The organism is Bradyrhizobium sp. 191 (assembly GCF_023100985.1).
GTDB lineage: Bacteria > Pseudomonadota > Alphaproteobacteria > Rhizobiales > Xanthobacteraceae > Bradyrhizobium > Bradyrhizobium diversitatis.
In genome coordinates, this window is the sequence record NZ_CP064692.1 from 4,756,706 (window position 1) to 4,777,602 (window position 20,897).

Annotated in this window: 16 protein-coding genes; 9 read left to right on the forward strand and 7 right to left on the reverse strand. The window is 63.9% G+C overall.

All coding sequences use genetic code 11. The features are described from left to right. Positions 1–157: 157 nt before the first annotated feature. Positions 158–1,894: an EAL domain-containing protein gene (locus tag IVB23_RS22125; RefSeq protein WP_247800030.1), complete on the reverse strand. Its 1,737-nt coding sequence runs from the start codon at positions 1,892–1,894 to the stop codon at positions 158–160. A gap of 438 nt (positions 1,895–2,332) precedes the next feature. After that, positions 2,333–3,298 (reverse strand): HWE histidine kinase domain-containing protein, encoded by a 966-nt coding sequence (locus IVB23_RS22130; protein WP_061879847.1) that lies wholly within the window; start codon positions 3,296–3,298, stop codon positions 2,333–2,335. Between the two features lie 179 nt (positions 3,299–3,477). Here IVB23_RS22130 and IVB23_RS22135 point away from each other — a divergent pair, with 179 nt between their 5' ends. Beyond that, entirely contained in the window at positions 3,478–4,317 is an 840-nt protein-coding gene (locus IVB23_RS22135; protein WP_247800031.1) for a glucose 1-dehydrogenase, read from the forward strand. Between the two features lie 108 nt (positions 4,318–4,425). Here the strand turns inward: IVB23_RS22135 and IVB23_RS22140 are convergent, their stop codons facing one another. Both IVB23_RS22140 and IVB23_RS22145 read right to left on the reverse strand, forming a co-directional pair. Further along, the gene (locus IVB23_RS22140) at positions 4,426–5,802 is read right to left on the reverse strand and encodes a cytochrome P450 (protein ID WP_247800032.1); all 1,377 of its coding nucleotides are present in this window, start codon (positions 5,800–5,802) and stop codon (positions 4,426–4,428) included. A 248-nt stretch (positions 5,803–6,050) separates the two neighbouring features. Next, the gene (locus tag IVB23_RS22145; RefSeq protein ID WP_247800033.1) at positions 6,051–7,286 is read right to left on the reverse strand and encodes an LLM class flavin-dependent oxidoreductase; all 1,236 of its coding nucleotides are present in this window, start codon (positions 7,284–7,286) and stop codon (positions 6,051–6,053) included. 556 nt (positions 7,287–7,842) lie between these two features. Between IVB23_RS22145 and IVB23_RS22150 the strand changes: the two genes are divergently transcribed. Next, positions 7,843–9,030, forward strand: coding sequence for a PHB depolymerase family esterase (locus tag IVB23_RS22150; protein WP_197965391.1), 1,188 nt, complete (start codon positions 7,843–7,845; stop codon positions 9,028–9,030). 213 nt (positions 9,031–9,243) lie between these two features. On the opposite strand, the gene IVB23_RS22155 is transcribed toward IVB23_RS22150, so the two are convergent. Next, positions 9,244–9,924, reverse strand: coding sequence for an MBL fold metallo-hydrolase (locus IVB23_RS22155; RefSeq protein WP_247800034.1), 681 nt, complete (start codon positions 9,922–9,924; stop codon positions 9,244–9,246). Positions 9,925–10,106: 182 nt separating this feature from the next. Here IVB23_RS22155 and IVB23_RS22160 point away from each other — a divergent pair, with 182 nt between their 5' ends. Together IVB23_RS22160 and IVB23_RS22165 are read left to right on the forward strand one after the other, a co-directional pair. After that, positions 10,107–11,705, forward strand: coding sequence for an alpha-amylase family glycosyl hydrolase (locus IVB23_RS22160; RefSeq protein WP_247800035.1), 1,599 nt, complete (start codon positions 10,107–10,109; stop codon positions 11,703–11,705). Between the two features lie 180 nt (positions 11,706–11,885). Continuing rightward, on the forward strand, positions 11,886–12,377 hold the full coding sequence (locus IVB23_RS22165; protein ID WP_247800036.1) for an MmcB family DNA repair protein: 492 nt from the start codon (positions 11,886–11,888) through the stop codon (positions 12,375–12,377). A 105-nt stretch (positions 12,378–12,482) separates the two neighbouring features. On the opposite strand, the gene IVB23_RS22170 is transcribed toward IVB23_RS22165, so the two are convergent. Then, positions 12,483–13,037 (reverse strand): ActR/PrrA/RegA family redox response regulator transcription factor, encoded by a 555-nt coding sequence (locus IVB23_RS22170; RefSeq protein WP_028176842.1) that lies wholly within the window; start codon positions 13,035–13,037, stop codon positions 12,483–12,485. A gap of 102 nt (positions 13,038–13,139) precedes the next feature. Beyond that, positions 13,140–14,459, reverse strand: a complete 1,320-nt coding sequence (locus IVB23_RS22175) for an ActS/PrrB/RegB family redox-sensitive histidine kinase (RefSeq protein ID WP_061879839.1) — start codon at positions 14,457–14,459, stop codon at positions 13,140–13,142. 107 nt (positions 14,460–14,566) lie between these two features. Between IVB23_RS22175 and IVB23_RS22180 the strand changes: the two genes are divergently transcribed. The 5 genes from IVB23_RS22180 (at position 14,567) to ltrA (ending at position 20,845) form a co-directional block, all read left to right on the forward strand. Then, positions 14,567–15,370: an ABC transporter ATP-binding protein gene (locus IVB23_RS22180; protein ID WP_247800037.1), complete on the forward strand. Its 804-nt coding sequence runs from the start codon at positions 14,567–14,569 to the stop codon at positions 15,368–15,370. A 199-nt stretch (positions 15,371–15,569) separates the two neighbouring features. Then, a complete protein-coding gene (locus IVB23_RS22185; RefSeq protein ID WP_247800038.1) occupies positions 15,570–16,388 on the forward strand; it encodes an ABC transporter permease in 819 nt (272 codons plus the stop codon). Positions 16,389–16,509: 121 nt separating this feature from the next. Then, on the forward strand, positions 16,510–17,838 hold the full coding sequence (gene phaZ / locus IVB23_RS22190; RefSeq protein WP_061879836.1) for a polyhydroxyalkanoate depolymerase: 1,329 nt from the start codon (positions 16,510–16,512) through the stop codon (positions 17,836–17,838). 312 nt (positions 17,839–18,150) lie between these two features. Beyond that, positions 18,151–18,990, forward strand: coding sequence for a SprT family zinc-dependent metalloprotease (locus IVB23_RS22195; protein WP_061879835.1), 840 nt, complete (start codon positions 18,151–18,153; stop codon positions 18,988–18,990). Positions 18,991–19,468: 478 nt separating this feature from the next. Continuing rightward, entirely contained in the window at positions 19,469–20,845 is a 1,377-nt protein-coding gene (gene ltrA / locus IVB23_RS22200) for a group II intron reverse transcriptase/maturase (protein ID WP_247799886.1), read from the forward strand. The last annotated feature ends 52 nt before the right edge of the window (positions 20,846–20,897 follow it).

Sequence of the window (20,897 nt, forward strand, 5' to 3'; positions counted from 1 at the left end):
GGCGCGAAGCGAACCCGGGACCCATACCCACAGGAAGACGTTTGGCGAAGATTCGGAGTGGGAGCTTCGCGTCACATGGCTCCCTGTGGTTATGGGTCCCGGGTCTGCGCTAACGCTAGCCCGGGACGACAGCGGTGTTTGTTGCGTCGCTCTAGCCCTACCGCCGATACCCGCTCGCCCGCGAATAGCCCTGGCGGTTCTGCTGCATCGGGCGGCTCGCCACGCTGACCCGCGCCTCGCTGGCGGCGGGCGTTGCGAGCTTCAGCTCCTCCAGGAAGATCGGCCGCGAGAAGTAGTAGCCCTGCGCGTAGCGGATCTTCGTTGCCGCATGGAGATAGGCGAGCTCCTCGTAGGATTCGAGGCCTTCGGCGATCACGGTCATGCCGAGCGCTTCGCTCAAGGATTCGATTGCGCGCAGGATGCCCTGGCTGCGCGGGCGCTTATGGATGTCGGTGATGAAGGAGCGGTCGATCTTGATCTCGTCCGCGGTGATGTCGGCGAGCGCCGAGAGCGAGGAATAGCCGGTGCCGAAATCGTCGATGGAGATGCCGACGCCGAGCTTGCGGAACATCGGCAGGATCTCGGCCTGGAAGTGATTCTTGGCGACGAAAGCATCTTCCGTCACCTCGATCATGAACCGCTGGGGAAAGCCGGTCTCCTCCAGCGCCTGCGCAAAGCTGCGCATGAACTCGGGATTGCCGGCCTGCTTGGCGGCGACGTTGATGCTGATGGTCGCTTCCGCGCCGAACGTGTCGTTGATCAGGTCGATCGATTTGACGATCTCGGCGAGTACGAGATGGGTCAGCTCGTCGATCAGGCCGAGCTCGCCGGCGAGATTGATGAACGATCCGGGCGCCTGGATCACGCCTTCGTCGTCGCGCAGGCGCACCAGGGCCTCGATGCCCTTCACGGCCTGGGTGCGGATGTCAACCTTGGACTGGAAGGCGCAGCAGAAGCGCTTTTCCAGGATGGCGAGCCGCAGCGACTGCTCGACCTTCATCCGCGCCTGTGCCTCGCGCTCCATGCTGGCATCGAAGAAGGCGGCCAGTCCCTTGCCGTTGTTCTTGATGCGGTACATCGCGATATCGGCGTTCTGCCGTAGCGTCTCGAAGCTGCGTCCGTGGTCGGGATAAAGGCTGATGCCGACCGAGGTCGAGGCGAAGACCTCCGAATTGTCGATGAAGAACGGCGCGGTCAGCCGCTCCAGCGTCGATTGCATGAACTCGGCGACTTCCTCCTGGCTCTGGATCGGTGACAGCAGCAGCAGGAATTCGTCGCCCGAGATGCGCGAGAGCATGTCGGAATCGCGCAGGTCGCGCCCGAGCCGCTTCGACAGCTCGACCAGCAGCGCGTCGCCCACGGTGTGGCCGTAATAGTCGTTGATGTGCTTGAAATTGTCGACGTCGAGAAAGGCCAGCGCAAAGCGCTCGCTGCTGCGATCGCGCGCGAGCAGGCTGGTGGCGCGATGCTCGATCACGCGCCGCGAGGGCAGGCCGGTCAGTTCGTCGAAATAGGCCGAGCGGAACAGCTGGTCTTCGAAATTCTTCTGCTCGGTGATGTCGGAGGATGCCGAGATCAGGAGCTCGCGCCCGGCGAGGCGAACGGGACGATGGGTCGTGAGCAGCACCTGGCGTGCGGCGCCGACGTGAAGCGCCTCCTCGGTCACGACCGCCTGGCCGGCGTTCAGCGCCTGCCGGCAGGCTTGGCGTCGCGGGGCCAGATCGGGTGAGGGACGGCTGCCGTCCATGCCGAGCTGGGCGGCGGCGGCATCGTTGACCAGCAGAAGCTCGCCATGCGCGTCCTGCACGGTGAGGCCGGCAGGTAGCATTCTAACGATTTCCTTGAGAAAACCGAGCTCGGCTTCAGTCGCGCCGGAATATGTATCGTCGTTCATACAAGTCATGAATCTTGTTGTTTCGGCGCGCCTTTGCAATGGGCGCGATCTTGCGCAGTTCCCTCTTAAGTTTGGTTAAGGGGCCAGGAGAAATACGGGGGTGTTTTGGAGAAAACTTGCGACGATGCGACGCGCGCTGACGATCGTCATTAACAGAGGGTCAACGCGCAAAGCGAAACTGCGAGCGCAGTGCGCGTTGGAACGATTTCGCCTGCGGCCATCCTTCGAGACGCCCGCCGCTGGCGGGCCGTCAGGATGAGGACCGGAGTGCGTTGCGCCACTTTGAACGAACATCGATGCCGCTTAGCCTCATCCTGGAGAGGAGGCGCGTCAGCGCCGTCTAGAAGGACGAGGCGCTTGCTCGGGTCGCGCAAATGCCATACGCGATTGCGCCGCCGCGCAAGCGGGGAGGGAGTACGCCTTTTACGTCGCTGCGTTCTATTCGCTTCGCGGGATTCGGCACTGCATGATGCAATGCAGCCCGGTCTTCAGATACGCGATCTCGGTCCTGCCATCGAAGGACGACAGTGCCGATTTCAGCAGCTTGGTACCGAAGCCGGGCTCGGACACCTTGTCCACGCTCGGACCTTCGGTTTCGTCCCAGGTGATGGTCAGGCGGTCGTCGCTGATGGTCCAGGACACCTGCAACAGGCCGCGCGGTGAGGAGAATGCGCCGTACTTGCCCGCATTGGTAGCGAGCTCGTGAAACATCAATGATAGCGTGACCGCGAGCTTCGGCGGCAGGAACAGCCGCTCACCGTTGAGAGTGAAGCGGACATGGCCATAGGGGCCGAGCTCCGAGATCAGGAGGTCGCGGATATCGCAGCCGCCCTTGTCGATTCGCGAGATCAGATCGTCGGTTGCGGCCAGCGAGCGCAGCCGGGGATCGACTCGGGCCCAGACCTGTGGGTGGTCGTGCAGCACCTGGTGCAGCACGGCATGCACCGTCGACAGCTTGTTCTTCAGCCGGTGCTGCAGCTCCTCGACCAGCAGCTTGCGATACTCTTCTTCCTCGATCAGGCGTTTGGAAATCCGGCGTTGCTCTGCCAGCATGGTGCGATAGTGCTCGACACCCCAGATGGTTATCGCGCAGACGGCCCAGTAAAGCGCCAGCAGCGCAAAGCGCGCGCGATCGGCAAAGGCATCGCCGAAATTCAGGACGACTCCAAGCACGCCGCCGATCAGCGCCGTGACCACGCCGATCCGGAATCCGCCCAGAGCAGCTGCAAAGAACACGGCCGGAAAGTACGGCGTGAAGTAGATGTCGGGGCGAACCTGAGCGAGCCCCCAGCGGACCAGGGTTGCGGCCAACAGGCAGACTATCGCAAACGAGATGCTCAGACCGAGCGAGGGCGGCGCCGCGCCCTGCCAGCCCTTGCGGAACTCGTCGATCAGCTTCCCCATGCGCAGCCCAGTTGCGATATGCGTTCGAACATCGAGCGGCCTGTGAGAACGTTACGCATGCCGCCCGCACAAGCATAGCTTGCCTTGTCGGAAGCGGGCAGGGATAGTGGCCGCTCCGGCGACGGCGGCGGCCGACATTCGCCATTTGGCATCAAATCGCTCGAAAACAGGAACATTCCATGGGCAGGCTGGACGGCAAGGTTGCAGTGATCACGGGGGCGACGAGCGGGATCGGATTGCGCACTGCGGAAGTCTTCGTTGCCGAAGGTGCCAAAATTGTGATCGCGGGCCGGCGCGTAGCTGAAGGCGAGGCACTGGCAAAGCAGCTCGGGGCCAACTGCATCTTCCGCCAGACCGACGTCACGGTCGAAGCGCAGATGCATGCGCTGATCGCGCTCGCGGTCGAGAAATTCGGCAGGATCGATTGCCTGTTCAACAATGCCGGCGGGCCGGCGCAGACCGGCGGCATCGAGGGCCTCGAGGCCGAGCGGTTCGATGCGGCGATGGCGACGCTGGTGCGCAGCGTCATGCTCGGCATGAAGCATGCCGCGCCACACATGAAGAAGCAGGGGGCGGGCAGCATCATCAACAATGGCAGCATTGCCGGCCGCCTCGCCGGATTCTCGTCGTCGATGGTCTATAGCGCGGCCAAGGCGGCGGTGATCCATCTCACCAAGTGCGTGGCGATGGAGCTCGGCGAATCCAACGTCCGCGTCAACTCGATCTCGCCCGGCGCGATCGCAACGGGCATCTTCGGCAAGGCACTGGGGCTCTCGACCGACGCAGCCGAGAAGACGCCCGCCGTGATGCGCGAGGTCTACAAGACCGCACAGCCGATCCCGCGCGCCGGCCTTCCCGACGACATCGCCCATGCCGCAGTGTTCCTGGCCAGCGACGAATCCAGCTTCGTCAACGGCCACGACCTCGTCGTCGACGGCGCCATGACCGGCGGCCGCAATTGGAGCCAGCAGCAGCAGGGCTATGTGGCCCTGCGCAAGGCGTTCGATCAGGGGGCGTAGGGGCAGGGCCGTAGGGTGGATTAGCCGAAGGCGTAATCCACCTCTTTGGTGTCCGCGGTGACAGAAGTGGTGGGTTACGCGTCGCTAACCCACCCTACGAGAGCGGCGCTAAACCGCCTTCACCTTCACCCGCAGCCCATCCCGCGGCTTCGGGATCGGCCACATCTGCCAGTCCGGCTTGCAGCCCGGCGCGAGCGACACCTCGATGTTCTGCAAAAAGTGCCGCGCGAAACATTTCGCCTGCATGTAGGCGAAGTGCAGGCCGAGGCACATATGCGCGCCGCCGCCGAACGGCACGAAGGCGAAGCGGTGGCGGCCACGCTGCGCTTCCTCGGTGAAGCGCAGCGGATCGAAGCGGTCCGGCTCCGGCCAGATCTCCCTCATGTGGTGCGTGTAGAGCGGATTGACGCCGATTGCGGTCCCGGCGGGGATCGCAAAGCCCTTGAAGCTGAAATCGCGCATCGCGCGGCGCGGCATCGACGGCACCGGCGGCCTGATCCGCAGCGCTTCCTTGAACGCCATCTCCGACAGCGGCATCTTCTCGAGATCGTCGAAGCTGCTGGGCGCCCCCGGGGCAAGCCCGAGCGCGAGCACCTCGGCGCGCAGCCTGTCCTGCCAGTCCGGATTGGCGGCGAGCTCGCCGATGAAGGACGTCAGCGACGAGGTCAGCGTGTCGTGCGCCGCCATCATCAGGAAACTCATGTGATCGATGATGTCCTGCTCCGAGAGCAGCGCGCCGTTCTCATGGGTGGCGCGGCAGAGCTGCGAGAACAGATCGTCGCCGCCATGATTGCCGCGGCGGAGCGGAATCTGCTCCTGGAAATAGGCGACGATGCGCTTGCGTCCCTTCACCCCTCGCGCCATCTGGGTGCCGGGCAGGGGACGGCGGACCGGCGAGACGGAGGCGGCGACCATATCGACGAAGGCGCGGTTGATCTCATCGACCTCAGGCCCGATATCGGCGCCGAGGAACGAGGCCGCAGCGAGATCGAGCGTGAGCTGCTTCATCGCCGGATAAAGCTGCATCTCGCCGGGCTTTGCCTTCCATTGCGCGACGCGCGCAGAAATGCCGCGGTCGAGATCGCCGAGATAGGACTTCATCGGCCCGGACTTGAAGGCGACCGACAGCGCCTTGCGATGCAGGCGATGCTCGTCGAAATCGAGCAGCATCAATCCGCGCGGAAAAAGCAGGCCCAGCACCTTGTTCCAACCATGCGTCGAGGAGAACAGCTTCTGCTGGTCGAACAGCACGAGTTCGTTGGCCTCGGGCCCGAGCAGCACGACATTGGTCTCGCCGAAGAAATGCGTGCGGTAGACCAAGCCGTATTTGGCGCCGTTCGCCTCGATATGGCCCTTCGGATCGGCGAGCACCTGAAACGTCTTGCCGATGATCGGCCAGCCTTCGTCGCCGGGGATGTGGGTCAGCTCATTGCGCCTCGGTGGAGTAAACTGAAGTGCAGGGGCGGCCACAGTCTGCATCGACATCAGGATTGCTCCGGTTGGCTGACTCCGACGATATAGTACAAAACTGGCACGATGGCTCGGGGTGACGCCGTCCAGATTATCACAGCGGAGATCGTCATCCCCGCGTAGGCGGGGATCCATAACCACAGGAAGCAGTCGTGCGCGAAATTCCCACTCCGAGTCTCCGCCAAACTTCTCCCTGTGGCTATGGGTCCCGGATCTGCGCGTGCTTGGGGCGCGCTTGTCCGGGACGACGATGGTTTGCCGGCCTACCGCTTCGCGGCTTCCTTCTGCAGATCCGGGGCGATGACGGCGGGAATGGCGACGCGGCCGGGGCCGGTGACCTTCAGCGCCTCGGCGGCCTTCTCGTTCTCCATGATCTTGGCCATCACGGCCTGTCCCGCGCGCTCGAAGATCGCCCGGTTCTCGATCACGAATTTTTGCGATTTGCGCAGGCCGTCGATGTAGCCGTTGATCTCCGGCACGACGTAGCGCGCCACCATGTCCCAGCTCCGCCGCGTGTTTTCCGGATTGGCCCAGTCGTGCACGAAGCCGATGATGGCGCCGACGCCGCCGGAGACCTGCATCACGTTCTTGATGGTTTTGACGAGATCGTCGGGCGTGCCGATGGTGGACGCGGCGCCCTCGACGAAGGCGGTCTTGTCGACCGCTTCGTCGGGTGAGGAGAATGCGGTGAGGCCCGGCCGCTGCAACGTGCCGACATTATATTCGTTGTGCCAACGCATCAGCCCGGCGCCCGCTTCGCGGCGCGCCTGCTCGCGGGTCTCGGCGATGTGGAAGGTCAGCAGCACGCGCCAGTCGGCACGGTTCACCTTGGTGCCGTGCTTCCTGGCGGCATCCTCGGCGAACTGCCATTGCTGCTGCAGCGACATCAGGCCCTGCGTCGTCATCGAGCCTAGCGAGATGATGCCGATGCCGTATTTGCCGGCGAGCGTCATGCCGGAGGGCGAGATCTGGGAGGCCACCACGAACGGCATCTCCTCCTGCAACGGCAGGATCTGCAGCGCGGCGTCGTTCATCGTGAACCAGTCGCTCCTGGCGGTGACGCGCTCGCCGTTGAAGAGACGGCGGATGATGCCGATCGCCTCGTCCTGGCGGTCGCGCTGCGTCATCGGATCGATGCCGAGCGTGTGCGCGTCCGAGGCGAGCGCGCCGGGGCCGGAGCCGAAGATGGCGCGGCCGCCGGTCATGTGGTCGAGCTGCACCATGCGCTGGGCGACATTGAAGGGATGGTGATAGGGCAGCGACACCACGCCGGTGCCGAGCTTGATCCGCTTGGTGCGCTCGCCGGCCGCGGCCAGGAACATCTCGGGCGAGGCGATCATCTCCCAGCCGGAGGAATGATGCTCGCCGCACCAGAACTCGTCATAGCCGAGCGCATCCAGCTGCTCGACGAGGTCGAGATCGCGCCGGAACTGCAGCATCGGATGCTCCCCGATCGGGTGATGCGGGGCAAGAAAGGCTCCGAACTTCAGGCGCGCCATGGCGGTCTCTCCGGCTTTGATTTTCTGCTTGTTGAGATGGCAAGGCTACGTGCCTGATGGCGCGAACGCAATCGCGCGATGTCCCGCGCAGCGGAATGCAGGCATGCGAGGTGAGGCGAGGCGGGCATCGCGACACCAGATTGCTGATCGAGGGCTGCAGATCGCAGGCCTTGCTGCGCTCGCGCTCGTCACATTTCATGTCGATGTGCCGACGCCGCTCGCGCCTGCGCTCATCATAAGCATCTTCGCTGATGGTCGGGGACTTCTGATGGCCGCTCGCGGCGCGGTGTTGTCCATCGCCCGAGCGGTGCAATCAGCGCGCGCAGGATCTGTCGTCTCGCTCTGGCCGTTTGTGACATCATCTTGATTTGCGCCGCATTTCCGGCGTGCATGCCCGCGCATCTGCACGATGTTGAGGCATTGCGGTTAATACGTGGGGATTTCTGCGGGAATCCGTGGCCTTTTCGCGAGATTGACAGCGCACGGTCTTTTTATTTTGCAATGCAGCAACTATCTGGTTGGACTGACGTTGTACGTCGCCCACCAGGAAGCCGCCGTGTCGCTAGCCAAAAATATCGATCTCTTGAGACGTCTGCCGAGGCTGGACGGACTGCGCTTTGCCGAGCTCGATCGCAGCGCCGATTCATCCTGCCCCTTAGAGGAGGTTATTGGCTTCGGCGACAATCCCGGAGCCTTGCGCATGTTCGCGTTCGTGCCGGCACAATTGCAGAAGCCGCGCGCGCTCGTCGTCGTGCTGCATGGCTGCGGGCAGACGGCAGCCGGTTACGATCTCGGCGCGGGTTGGTCGACACTGGCACGGCACTATGGTTTCGCGCTGCTGATGCCCGAGCAGCAGCGCGTCAACAACGGCAACACCTGTTTCAATTGGTTCAATCCGGAAGACACCACGCGCGACAGCGGCGAGGCGCATTCGATCCGCGAGATGATCGCGCATATGGTCGAGACGCACCGCATCGATTCCAGGCGCGTCTTCATCACCGGCCTGTCGGCCGGCGGCGGCATGACGTCGGTGATGCTCGCGACCTATCCGGAAATCTTCGCAGCCGGCGCGGTCATTGCCGGGCTGCCCTATGGCATCGCCTCGAATCTGCGCGAGGCGCTCGAGGGCATGTTTCATTCTCCAGCGCGTCCCGCGCGCGAGCTCGGCGATCTCGTGCGCAGCGCCTCGGATCATCGCGGGCCATGGCCGAAGGTCTCGGTGTGGCACGGCAGCGCCGACCGCACCGTCAACCCCGGCAATGCCAACGAGATCGTCAAGCAATGGCTCGATCTGCACGACTTGCCTGATGCGCCGATGGCGGAGACGGTCGTCGACGGTCATCCGCGCCAGGCCTGGTGGAACAAGGACGGCGAGACGCTGGTCGAATCCTACGCCATCACCGACATGGCGCATGGCACGCCGCTCGGGCTGGCCGACAACGATCAGCGCTACGGCGTCGAAGGCGCATTCCTGATCGAGGCCGGCATTTCCTCGTCCTACCACATCGCAAAGTTCTTCGGCCTCACCGGCTGGATTCCGGACGCCGCGACGAAAAAGGCGGAGGCCAAGCCTGCCATGAAGCCTGCAACGAAGCCGGCGCTCTCGCCCGCGCCGCATCTCGCCCGCTCGATCCGTGCAGCAATTGCCGAAGAGCAGGCCGAGCCGCAGGGCGAGAAGGCTCGCGGCTTCGATCTCGGCCAGATCATCACGCGCGCGCTCACGGCCGCGGGGTTGATGAAGTAGCTCCATCCCCGCTGTCGTCCCGGACAAGCGCGCTCCAAGCGCGCGCCGATCCGGGACCCATACTCCCAGGATTGAGTGAAACGCGAAAGCGTAACTCCGAGTCCCCGTAACCACGTCTCCCTGTGGTTATGGATCCCGGATCTGCGCTTGCGCTTGTCCGGGACGACGGCGGAGTTTGTGGCGGACTGTCGGTGACGATAGCGGAGTTCGTTGCTACATCTCGCCGGTGATGAACGGATTGGTCATCCGCTCCTGGCCGATGCTCGAGCCGGCGCCATGGCCGCAGATGAAGCCGACATCGTCGCCGAGCGGCAGCAATTTCGTCTTGATCGAGTCGATCAGCGTGCCGTGACTGCCGCCGGGCAGGTCGGTACGTCCGACCGAGCCCGCGAACAGAACGTCGCCGACATGGGCAAAGCGCAGCTCCTTGTTGAAGAACACCACGCTGCCCGGCGAGTGGCCGGGGCAGTGGAAGATGTCGAACTTGAGATCGCCGATCGACACGGTGTCGCCCTCGTTGAGCCAGCGGTCGGGTGCGAAGTTGCGTACGCCGGTCATGCCGAAGCGCGCGCCGCTTTCGACCACGTTGTCGAGCAGGAACTTGTCCGCGACATGCGGTCCCTCGATCGGCACCTTCAGCGCATCGCGCAGCTCGGCCGCGCCGCCGACATGATCGATATGGCCGTGAGTGAGCCAGATCTTCTCCACGGTGACGCCGGTCTGCTTGATCGCGTCCAGGATCTTCGGCACGTCCCCGCCGGGATCGATCACCACCGCCTTCTTGGCGGGCTCGTCCCAGATGATGGTGCAGTTCTGCTCGAACAGCGTCACGGGAACGATGATCGCGCCCGCCTTGGGCGGCGAGGAGTCCTGGGTGTCAGTTTGCTCGGTCATGGCGCCACAATGCCGATTTTTGTCAGTCCGCCAAGCAAAAGATTCGCAAAAGATTCGGACAAGAGCTTCGGGAACAGCCGCGGTTCTCGTCACATGGCCGTCCCAATTGGTCTGCCAATTCGAACCCAGGCGTTGCTGTCGCGTTCTCCCGCGCAAGGCGCAGATTTCGGGTGGTCCTCGGCATGGCTCAAGGCGACGAGAATTGGTGGCGCGACGCCATCTTCTACCAGATCTATCCTCGCTCCTTTCAGGACTCGAACGGTGACGGGGTCGGCGATCTCGCCGGCATCCTCAGGCGGCTGCCTTACGTGAAATCGCTCGGCGTCGACGCGATCTGGCTGTCGCCGATCTTTCCCTCGCCGATGGCGGATTTCGGCTACGACATCTCGGATTATGTCGGCATCGAGCCGCTGTTCGGCACGATGGCCGATTTCGACGCGCTGCTCGCGGCCGCCCATGACAATGGCCTGAAGCTGATCCTCGATCTCGTGCCGAACCATACCTCGGACCAGCATCCCTGGTTCATCGAGAGCCGGTCGTCGCGCGACAATCCCAGGCGCGACTGGTACATCTGGCGTGATCCGGCCCCCGATGGCGGCGCGCCGAACAACTGGCTGTCCGAGTTCGGCGGCAGCGCGTGGCAGTTCGACGAGACCACGGGTCAATATTATTACCACGCCTTCCTCGCCCAGCAGCCGGACCTGAACTGGCGCAATCCGGATGTCCGGGCCGCCATCTACGACGTGATGCGGTTCTGGCTGGACAAGGGCGTCGATGGCTTTCGCGTCGACGTGATCTGGCACCTGATCAAGGACGCCGAATTCCGCGACAACCCGTCCAACCCGCATTATGTCGAGGGCCGGCCGCCGAACGAGAAGATCCTGACGCAGTACTCGACCGATCGGCCGGAGGTGCACGATGTCATCGCCGAGATGCGGCGCGTCACCGATACCTACGGCGCCCGCGTCCTGATCGGCGAGATCTATCTGCCGCTGCACCGCCTCATGGCCTATTACGGCAACGATCTCACCGGCGCGCAGATGCCGTTCAACTTTGCGCTGCTCTCGACGTTCTGGAGCGCGCGCTCGATCGAGAAGATCATCGAGGATTACGAGAAGTTGCTGCCGAAGGGCGCCTGGCCGAACTGGGTGCTCGGCAATCATGATCGGCCGCGCGTGGCGAGCCGCGTCGGTCCCGAGCAGGCCCGCGTCGCGGCCATGCTGCTGCTGACGCTGCGCGGCACGCCGACGCTCTATTATGGCGACGAGATCGGCATGCACCAGCTCGCGATCGCGCCGGAGGACGTGCGCGATCCCTTCGAGAAGAACGTGCCCGGCATCGGCGTCGGCCGCGACGGCTGCCGCACGCCGATGCAATGGGATTCGTCGAACTTCGCCAGTTTTTCGCAAGTCCGGCCGTGGCTGCCGCTGCCGGAGGATCACATCCGCGAAAACGTCGCCAATCTCGAAGCCGATACGGGCTCGATCCTCAATCTCTACAAGGGCCTGATCGCGCTGCGGAGGAGTTGTCCCCCGCTCATGGCGGGCGATTATCATCCGATCTCAGCGCAAGGCGATCTCCTGATCTATCGGCGGGAGATCCAGGGTAAGGCCGTGATCGTGGCGCTCAATCTCGGTCCCGATCCGGTTGCGGTGACCACCAGCGCGATCCGCTTCGGCAGCAACATCCTGCTGTCGACGTTCCTGGATCGCGAAGGCGAGGGGATCGAAGGCGTGCTGGACCTGCGCGGCAACGAGGGCGTGGTGGTGGCGTCGTCGTAAACTGTCGTCCCGGGGCGCGACGAAGTCGCGAGCCCGGGACCCATAACCACAGGAAGGAGTTTTGCGATCACTCGGAGTTGCCCGCTTTGCCCCACACGTCTCCCTGTGGTTATGGATTCCGGGCTCGCGCTGCGCGCGCCCCGGAATGACGGGTGGAGGGGAATCGGCTATCCTCCCGCCATGGACAACACCGCCCGCAACATCGCCCTTGTGCCGCCGCCGGACCGCCGCCAGTCTGAGACCGCGCTCGCCATCGCGCGCGGCACCGCGCGGCTGCTGCGCTCGCTCGGCTTTTCCTGCATCAGCGAATTGCCGCTGCCCTCGGGCCGCCGTGCCGATCTGGTGGCCCTCAATGAGCGCGGCGAGATCTGGATCGTCGAGATCAAGTCGTCGGTGGAGGATCTGCGCGCCGACCAGAAATGGCACGAATACCGCGCCCATTGCGATCGGCTGTTCTTCGCCTTCACGCAGGATCTGCCCTGCGAGATCTTCCCCGATGACACCGGCCTGATCGTCGCCGACGCCTATGGCGCGCATCTGCATTGCGAGGCGCCCGAGCACAAGCTCGCGGCCGCCACGCGCAAGCAGATGACGGTGCGGTTCGCGATGGCGGCGGCTTCAAGGATCAACCGCCTGGTCGATCCGCAGGGGCATGCGGATTCTTGGGAGTGAGGCAGTAGGTTGGGTTAGCGAAGCGTAACCCACCTCTTTCGTTTCCGCTGGGGCAAAACGGTGGTGGATTACGCCTTCGGCTACCCCACCCTACGACACCTTTTATTACCTCGGCGCGCGCTTGGCCAGAATGCGCTGCAGCGTGCGGCGGTGCATGTTGAGCCGGCGCGCCGTTTCCGAGACGTTGCGGTTGCACATCTCGTAGATGCGCTGGATGTGCTCCCAGCGCACACGGTCGGCTGACATCGGGTTGGTCGGCAGCTCGGATTTCTCCGCGCTGGTTGACAGCAGTGCCGCGACGACGTCGTCGGCATCCGCCGGCTTGGAGAGATAATCGATCGCGCCCATCTTCACCGCGGTGACGGCGGTTGCGATGTTGCCATAGCCGGTCAGCACGATCGCGCGTGCATCGGGGCGCTTCTTCTTCAGTGCCGAGACCACGTCGAGGCCGTTGCCGTCGCCGAGCCGCAGGTCCACTACGGCGAATGCCGGCGCCGACTTGCCGATCTGCGCAAGTCCGTCCGAGACGGTGTCGCACGATGTCACCGAGAAGCCCCGCGTTTCCATGGCGCGCGACAGCCGCTCCAGAAACGGCTTGTCGTCTTCCACGATGAGAAGCGAGCGGTCGCTCTGTTCGTTCAGTTCGGCAATGGCGTTCAAGGTTTTGTCCTCTCTCCAGCGCATCGACATATGGCCTCGCAATCACGCGGTGCCAAGGCCGCCGATGGTCGATCGGCCCTGTTGTGCGACGCAAGGTCGCGGCTATCCTATTGTTTCTTCGTGCGTCTCGATAGCCTCAAAACGCTGCCTGGGCCATGTGATCTGGACCACTGCGCCGTGTTCCGGAAAGGTCCGATTGGTAAACGAGACCTTGGCGCCGGTGCGTTCCAGCAAGGTACGCGCGATGAACACGCCGAGGCCGAGGCCGCGTCGTCCGCCGCCATCGTCCTGGGTACGGCGCCGCGACAGATAGGGCTCGCCGATCCGGTTGAGGATGTCGGGCGGAATGCCCGGTCCGTCGTCGGAGATCACGAGTTCGATAGTATCCTTGTTCCACCATGCGTTCACCTCGACGGTGGTGCGGGCGAAATCGACCGCGTTCTCGACGATGTTACCGATGCCGTAAAGGATCGCCGGATTGCGCGAGCCGACCGGCTCGGCCGCCGCGGCCACCGCGATCCGCACCTTGATCTCGACGCCGAAATCGCGGTGCGGCGCCACCACCTCCTCGATCAGCTCCGACATCTTCATGCGGTCGAACGGCGCGCCGGTGGAGGAGAGCTGGGTGATCTTGCTCAGGATGTCGCGGCAGCGCTGGGTCTGCTCGCGCAAGGTCTTCAGGTCGGCGGCAAAGCTCGGGTCCTTCACCGTCTTTTCCAGTTCGCGCGAAATCAGGAAGATCGTCGCGAGCGGCGTGCCGAGCTCGTGCGCGGCGGCGGCGGCGAGTCCGTCGAGCTGGGTCAGATGCTGCTCGCGCGTCAGCACTAGCTCGGTCGCGGCCAGCGCGTCCGCGAGCTTGCGCGCCTCCTCGGTGACCTGGAACGAGTAGAGACTGGTGACGCCGATCGCAAGCGCGATCGAGAGCCAGACGCCGACGAGATAGACCGGCGGCAGCACCAGCGGATCGTCGGAATCCCACGGCAGCGGAAAATGGAAGAAGAACAGGAGCGAAGCGCAGGCAACCGCGAGCAGGCCGAGGCCGAAGGTGAAACGGGCCGGCAGCGCGGTGGCCGAGATCAGCACGGGTGCGAGGAACAGGAACGAGAACGGGTTCTGCAGGCCGCCGGTGAAGAACAGCAGGCCGGCCAGCTCCACGATGTTCAGCGCGAGCAGCCCGGCCGCCTGCATCGGCTCCAGCCGCTGCATCGGATTGGCCGCGGTCTGGAGCGCCAGATTGAGTGCGGCCGACAAAGCGATGATGCTGACGCATGGGATGATCTCGACGTTGAACTCCAGCCCCTGTGCCACGATGAAGATCGCGGCGAGCTGGCCCAGCACCGCGAGCCAGCGCAGCCGCAGGATCGTGTCCAGCCGGATGTGCCGCTGCGCGTGGCGGAAGTCGGAAGCGGCAATTTCGGTCATATCGGACAATGTGGCGGTGCTTTCTCGATCACAGCGCTGGGCTCGCGGAACCACGCAGGCATTACAAGCCTTGCGCTCTTCGCTGCAATAGCAGAAGAACGGCCAGCATGACCGAGAATGACAAGGCTTCAAGTCGGCCGACTGTCGCGGATCGCAGCTCCTCCGCGGCAATCGCGGTCGAGCACCTCGTCAAGGTCTACAAGCAGACCCGCGCCGTCGACGATATCTCCTTCACGCTTCCGCGCGGCAGCATCACCGGCCTTCTGGGCGGCAATGGCGCCGGCAAGACCACGACCATCGCGATGATCATGGGCCTGGTGCTGCCGACCTCCGGCCGCGTGCGGGTGCTGGGGCATCGCATGCCCGAGGAGAGCGCGGCCGTGCTGGGCCGGATGAATTTCGAGAGCCCCTATGTCGACATGCCGATGCGGCTCACGGTGCGGCAGAACCTCACCGTGTTCGGCAAGCTTTATGCGGTGAAGAATCTCTCTGGCCGCATCGCGAAGCTCGCCGATGATCTCGACCTCACCGAATTCATCGACCGCGCCAACGGCAAGCTCTCGGCCGGTCAGAAGACCCGCGTGGCGCTGGCGAAGGCGCTGATCAACCAGCCCGAGCTGCTGCTCCTCGACGAGCCGACCGCCTCGCTCGACCCGGATACCGCCGACTGGGTGCGCGCGCATCTTGAGCGGTATCGGCGGGACAACAACGCCACCATTCTCCTGGCCTCGCACAACATGCTCGAGGTCGAACGGCTCTGCGACCGCGTCATCATCATGAAGCGCGGCCGCATCGAGGACGACGACGCGCCGGAAGCGATCATGGCCCGCTACAACCGCACCACGCTGGAGGAGGTGTTTCTGGACGTCGCGCGCGGCCGGGTGAATGGTACGAAGGAGGCGGCGCGGTGAACAAGCGGAGCCGCAATCGTAGCCTGAATAGAGTGTCGTCATCCCGGGGCGCGCGGAGCGCGAGCCCGGAATCCATAACCACAAATGGCGGTTATGGACCGAGACGGGCAACTCCGAATCTCCGCCAAATTCAATCCTGTGGTTCTGGATCCCGGGCTCGCGACGATGTCGCGCCCCGGGATGACAGCAGAAGCGCGCGATGACCGAGCTCTCCCTCCACCGCGGCATCTCGCTCCACCGCATCGGCGCGATGATCCTGCGCTACTGGTATCTCTTGCTGTCGTCCTGGCCGCGGCTGCTCGAGCTCCTGTACTGGCCGGCGCTGCAGGTCATTACCTGGGGCTTCCTCCAGCTCTACATCGCCGAGAACGCCAGTTTCTTCGCGCGCGCCGGCGGCACGCTGATCGGCGCCGTCATCCTCTGGGACATCCTATTCCGCGGACAGCTCGGCTTCTCCATCTCGTTCCTGGAAGAGATGTGGGCGCGCAACCTCGGCAACCTCATGATGAGCCCGCTCAAGCCGATCGAGTTTCTGCTGTCGCTGATGGTCATGAGCCTGATCCGGCTCGCGATCGGTGTCATCCCGATGACGCTGCTGGCGCTGTTTCTGTTTCACTTCAACGTCTATGCCCTCGGCCTGCCGCTGATCGCCTTCTTCTGCAATCTGATCTTCACGAGCTGGTCGGTCGGCATCTTCGTCTCGGGTCTCGTGCTGCGGAACGGTCTCGGCGCCGAGAGCATCGTCTGGACGCTGATGTTCGCGATCCTGCCGCTCGCCTGCGTTTACTATCCTGTCAGCGTGTTGCCGGTCTGGCTGCAATACGTCGCCTGGGCATTGCCGCCGACCTACGCCTTCGAGGGCATGCGCGCGCTCCTGATCGAGCACACCTTCAGGACCGATCTGATGCTGCAGGCATTGGCCATCAACGCCCTGCTTCTGGCTGCATCTTTTTGGGCATTCCTTGCCCTTTTGCGCAGCGCCCGGGAGCATGGCTCACTGCTGTCGGGTGGCGAATAGGGTCACTTTCCCGTGGATTCATGGTGATTTGGCCACTTCGGCTACGTAGATGTACGGAACCATGCATTGACGCAATATTACGCATTCGGCAGTATGTTGCGATGCGAAGAGGAATATAGCAATGCCCATTGGTGAGTTTGGCGGCGCGCCGCCGCTGGCGGCAGAAGGCAGTCCGGTCCTGACGACGCCGATGTACTGGATGTACGAGATGGCTCATGCCTCTCTCAATCCGGCACGTGCGGTCACCGACGCGACCAAGCTGCTCTTTCAGAATCCCCTCAACCCCTGGGCGCGCACCGAGGTCGGCAAGTCGGTCGCCGCGGCCTGCGAATTGTTCGAGCGCACCACCCGCCGCTACGGCAAGCCGGAATGGGGTCTCGACGACACCGAGGTCAACGGCATCCGCGTCCCCGTCGAGGTCCGCTCGGTCTGGGAAAAGCCGTTCTGCAGGCTGCTCTATTTCGATCGCAAGTTCACCCGCCCGCTGCGTAGCCCGCAACCGCGCGTGCTGATTGTGGCCCCAATGTCCGGCCATTACGCAACGCTGCTGCGCGGCACGGTCGAGGCCTTCCTGCCGGCGCATGAGGTCTACATCACCGACTGGGCCGATGCCCGCATGGTCCCCTTGAGCGAAGGTCGCTTCGATCTCGACGATTACATCGACTATGTCATCGAGATGCTGCATGTGCTCGGCGGCAACACCCATGTCATGGCGGTGTGCCAGCCCTCCGTGCCCGTGGTCGCGGCCGTCTCGATCATGGAAGCGCGGCGCGATCCGTTCGTGCCGACCTCGATGACGCTGATGGGCGGCCCGATCGACACCCGCCGCAATCCGACCGCGGTGAACAACCTCGCGCAGGAGCGCGGTATCGACTGGTTCCGCAACCACGTCATCACCAAGGTGCCGTTCCCGCATCCGGGCATGATGCGCGACGTCTATCCGGGATTCCTGCAGCTGAACGGCTTCATCAGCATGAATCTCGATCGGCACATGGATGCGCACAAGCAGCTGTTTGCCAATCTGGTGAAGGGCGACGGCGATCTCGTCGACAAGCATCGCGACTTCTATGACGAATATCTCGCGGTGATGGATCTCTCGGCCGAGTATTACCTGCAGACCGTCGACACCGTGTTCGTGAAGCACTCGCTGCCGAAGGGCGAGATGACCCATCGTGGAACCCGCGTCGAACCGTCCAAGGTCAAGCGCGTCGCGTTGATGACGGTCGAAGGCGAGAACGACGACATCTCCGGCCTCGGTCAGACGGAAGCAACACACGGTTTGTGCAGCTCGATCCCCGATCATCGTCGCGTTCATTACGTCCAGAAGGGCGTCGGACACTACGGCGTGTTCAACGGATCGCGTTTCAAGTCGGAGATCGTGCCGCGGATTCACGACTTCATGGTTTCGGCCGCGAATCCGAGCTCGTTGCAGGCTCTCGCGGCCGAATAGAGCGTTTTCGAGCGAAGCAGTGGCCGGTTCGCGTAAAGAAAACGCGTCAGATTGAGACTCTAAAGCCGTTCCGATTTTCATCGGAACGACTCCAGCCGCGAATTTCGGCTTTCCCGTCGAAATTCCGGCGCCTGTCGAGGCCTTCGACGGGGGTAAGTTCCCGCGGGATTCGCGGTATTTAGGTAGCTTTATAGGAGTGAGTCTTTCCTCACCCCTTGGGGGTGCCGCATGCATCCAGCGAGGGCGAAAAAAACGGGTTCCAACCCCAGTCTATAGGGTCTCCCGGGCGTCTGACCGCTGTATATTGGGCAAATGATTTGTTTTTGCGCCGAGCGCTTTCCTTGGCGGCGGTTATGGCAGAATCCGGGCGAACTCCTGCTCCCCGGACTGACAGACATGGCCACTCGCGCACTCCTTTATCGTCGGCCCCACGAACCGAAGACCCTCGTCATCACCCACGGATCGCAATTTTTTGCGATTCGGCTGCGTCGGCACCGCCGCGCGCGCCGCTACACGCTCAGAATTCATCCGAGCGACCGCGAAGCCATCCTCACCATGCCGCCGCGCGGCACGCTCGCGGAGGCCAAGGATTTCGCGCAGCGTCACGGTGCGTGGATCGCCGCACGTCTCGGCCGCCTGCCGAAGGCCGCACCGTTTCAGCCGGGCACGGTCATACCGCTGCGCGGCACGCCCCATCGCATCGTTCATCGCGCCGGCACGCGCGGCACGGTGTGGACCGAGACGCGCGAGTCCGGTGAACGCATTCTCTGCGTCGCCGGCGGCCTCGAACATGTCGACCGCCGCGTCGGCGACTTCCTCAAGCGCGAGGCACGCCGCGATCTTCAGCGCTCGGCGGAAGCCTATGCCGCCGAGCTCGGGGTCAGGGTCAAGCGGCTCTCGATCCGCGATCAGTCCAGCCGCTGGGGCTCCTGCACCTCGGCCGGCTCGCTGTCGTTCTCCTGGCGCCTGATCCTCGCACCGCCCTTCGTGCTCGACTATCTCGCCGCCCACGAAGTCGCTCATCTCGTCGAGATGAACCACTCGGCGCGGTTCTGGCGCGTGTGCGGCAAGGTCTGCCCGTCGATGGAGCGCGCCAAGAAGTGGCTCGACACCCACGGCAACGATCTGCACCGCTACGGGGTCGAGGATTAGGGCCTCGCTTCCCGCGTCTTGCAGGGTGTCATCGCCCGGCGTGACCGGGCGATCCAGTAGTGTGCCGAGTATGAACGACAGCTTGGAGGTGGAAGTCCTCTACCCAGCCTGATGACGGCGAAGGGTTAGCGAAGCGCAAGGGCGTCATCGCGAGGTGGGGTCTGAAGACAGCGTGGAGCAAAGCCGCGGCTCGATGGACAATTACCGGATAACGAGGCCTACCCGGCCGGACGAGCGAGCTACTGATCGCGAAGTCCATAGTCATCAAGGGTCGGGGTGGTAAATCCGGCGGGCGTGCGGCGAAGGCGGTCGGTCTTACCTCGGGAGGTCTGTGCGGTGTCCCGGCAACGGGACTGAGGTCGTCGCAAGGCGATCTGACCGCCGTGCAGAAGTCAGCAGAGGGCATAGTGGGCGGCAGCGCGCCGCTGAAGGCCCGAACGGTGGAAGTGGTCAGTAGAGCGGTCATCTCGCGCGAGCCATGCGACAGAAAACTCAGGTCGAGCTGAACTTGGGCACCGGAACAAGGGGTGAAGCCCCGAATACCGCCGCCCAAGAGGTCGAAGCAAGTGCGGCGGGGGCCAGTCTCGAACGCCCGGCGGTCGCAGGGCCGTCGATGGAAGCAGTAGTCGAGCGTGAGAACCTGAAGAAAGCGTTGGCGCAAGTGAAGCGCAACAAGGGTACGGCGGGCGTCGACGGAATGACCGTCGACGAACTGCCGGCCTACCTGAAGGAGCACTGGCTCACGATCCGCGCCCAGTTGCTTGATGGCACCTACAAGCCACAGCCGGTGCGGCGGGTGGAGATACCGAAGGCATCGGGCGGCCTGCGGCCGCTCGGCATCCCGACGGTACTCGACCGCTTTATCCAGCAAGCGGTGATGCAGGTGTTGCAGGCAGATTGGGACGGAACGTTCTCCGAGGCGAGCTTCGGCTTCCGGCCGACCCGCTCGGCGCATCAGGCGGTGGAACGGGCGCAGACCTACATTGCGTCCGGGCACGCCGTTGTCGTGGACATCGATCTGGAAAAGTTCTTCGACCGGGTCAACCACGACATCCTGATGGGGCTTGTGGCCAAGAGAGTTGCTGACAAGCGCCTCCTGAAGTTGATCCGCGGCTTTCTGACCGCGGGTGTGATGGAGGGAGGACTGGTCAGCCCGACTGAGGAGGGGACGCCGCAGGGTGGCCCGCTCTCGCCGCTGTTGTCGAACCTGATGCTGGATGTGTTGGACAAGGAATTGGAGAAGCGCGGACATCGCTTCGTGCGTTACGCCGATGACTGCAACGTCTATGTGCGTAGTCAGAAAGCGGGTGAGCGGGTGATGGCCGGCATCGAGAAGTTCCTTGCAAAGCGTCTCAAGCTGAAGGTCAACAAGGCCAAGAGCGCGGTCGCCAAACCGAGTGTCCGCAAGTTCCTGGGCTTTAGCTTTACATGGGAGCAGCCGCCACGACGGCGTATCGCGCCGCAGGCCGTCGCCCGCTTCAAGGCGAAGGTTCGGGAGCTGACGCGACGCACGGGCGGCCGAAGCCTCGCGCAGAGCGTCAAGGAGCTGTCCGTCTATCTCAAAGGATGGCGCGGCTACTTCGGCTTCTGCCAAACTCCGTCGGTGTTGCGCGCGCTTGATGAATGGATCAGGCGGCGGTTGCGCGCCGTCGTCTGGAAGCAATGGAAGCGCGGACCCGCTCGCTTTGCCGAGTTGCGACGCCGCGGCGTCGGCCGGGTTCTGGCGGCAAAGACCGCCAGCAGCCCACGTGGCCCTTGGCGGCTCGCGAACAGCCCCGCGCTCAACATGGCCTTGCCAATCGCCCTCTTCGGTTCACTCGGTCTGGTGTCCATCGCAGCTCAGCGCACCGCATAATCCGCCGAACCGCCGTATACGGACCCGTACGTACGGTGGTGTGGGAGGGGAG